This is a genomic window from Parabacteroides sp. AM08-6 (assembly GCF_003473295.1).
GTDB lineage: Bacteria > Bacteroidota > Bacteroidia > Bacteroidales > Tannerellaceae > Parabacteroides.
Map to the genome: position 1 here is coordinate 1 of NZ_QRMP01000002.1, position 1,193 is coordinate 1,193.

1 protein-coding gene is annotated in these 1,193 nt (G+C 41.2%); it reads right to left on the reverse strand.

All coding sequences use genetic code 11. The features are described 5' to 3' along the window. Positions 1 to 140: 140 nt before the first annotated feature. Positions 141 to 1,070, reverse strand: coding sequence for a FimB/Mfa2 family fimbrial subunit (locus DW103_RS01775; RefSeq protein WP_122273968.1), 930 nt, complete (start codon positions 1,068 to 1,070; stop codon positions 141 to 143). Positions 1,071 to 1,193: the final 123 nt, after the last annotated feature.

The window sequence follows — 1,193 nt, forward strand, 5'->3', positions numbered from 1 at the left end:
TTTTTTAACAAATGTATTACTATCATAATAGGTGGTATTGCTATTACGGAGAATCGCATATATGAAAAAAAGCGGTGCACACGCGGAACAATCCGAATGTGCACCATTATTGCATATAAAAAATTGAGGGTCGAAAAAAATTAACCAATAGTAACAGTCTGAACAACAGTTCCCCATTCGGAAACGATAATGTTCATATTGTTGCGTGAAAGGTCAAAAGTGATATTAGTTTGTTCTCCTTCGTTTACAGCCACTTTCTCGGAATTTTTGACATTTTCGCTGGAAAGTATCATTTTATTGTCCTTGTAGAGCTCAATAACAATGTCAGAGGCCGGTAGGATGGCAGTCTTGGAAGCGACAAGATTTCCTTCGTCGTTAACGGTAGCGGGAATGATGTATTCCACGTCTGCTCCCGTCAATTCCCCGTTATGGTCGAAAGAACTTTTGGTTTTCTTTATTTTGTAGAAATAATTTCCTTCTTTGGAGTCGTAGACTTTGATAATGCCTTTTGTAAGCAAAGAAATGGAAGTTACTTTGCGTTCTATTTTTAATTGCTGTGCCGGAGCTTTTGTGCTTGTGCGGTTAACGGTGACCTGTCCGTAGAATAAATCCCCCGGAAGCGCGCTGGCTACGCCGTTGTTCTGTTTGAGGCTGACCTGGAGGTCTGAAATGATGTTGGCCTGGCTCATGCTGCTGATTTCTTCGCTTTCTGCGGAAACACCGGCCCATGCAACGACCGTGATTTTGTCAGATCCCGGGCAGCTGATTTCAACCGGCTTGGCCTGCAACAGGTAAGTTCTGTCAACGGTGATTTGTTTGTAGAAATCTTTGTTTTCATCGAAGATGTACAGTGTCGTGTAGTTTACATCCCCTTTGGATGTGATATCCTTGTTGTCTGAATACGCTTTGAGAACGATAGAGAATGGAGCTTCTACTTCTGCTGAGATGTTTTCATCGATTGAGCCGAAAGAAGAAGAGTCGCTATCGGCGGAACAAGCAGTGAAAGATATTGCGAAAATAACAGCTAAAGCTGTAAGCAAACAATTTGTGAAAATTTTACCCTTTTTCATGACTTCAATTTTTTTATATGCTAAATTACCCTATACTCTGGAGAGATATCCCTTTGGGTTAAGACCCTCATCAAAACCCTTTGTCTCTCTTTGACATTGCAAATATACGGCGGGTATTTCGAC

Bases quoted from the DNA above. Each gene is read 5' to 3' on its own strand.
- DW103_RS01775 (WP_122273968.1), bottom strand. From the start codon at position 1,070: ATGAAAAAGGGTAAAATTTTCACAAATTGTTTGCTTACAGCTTTAGCT.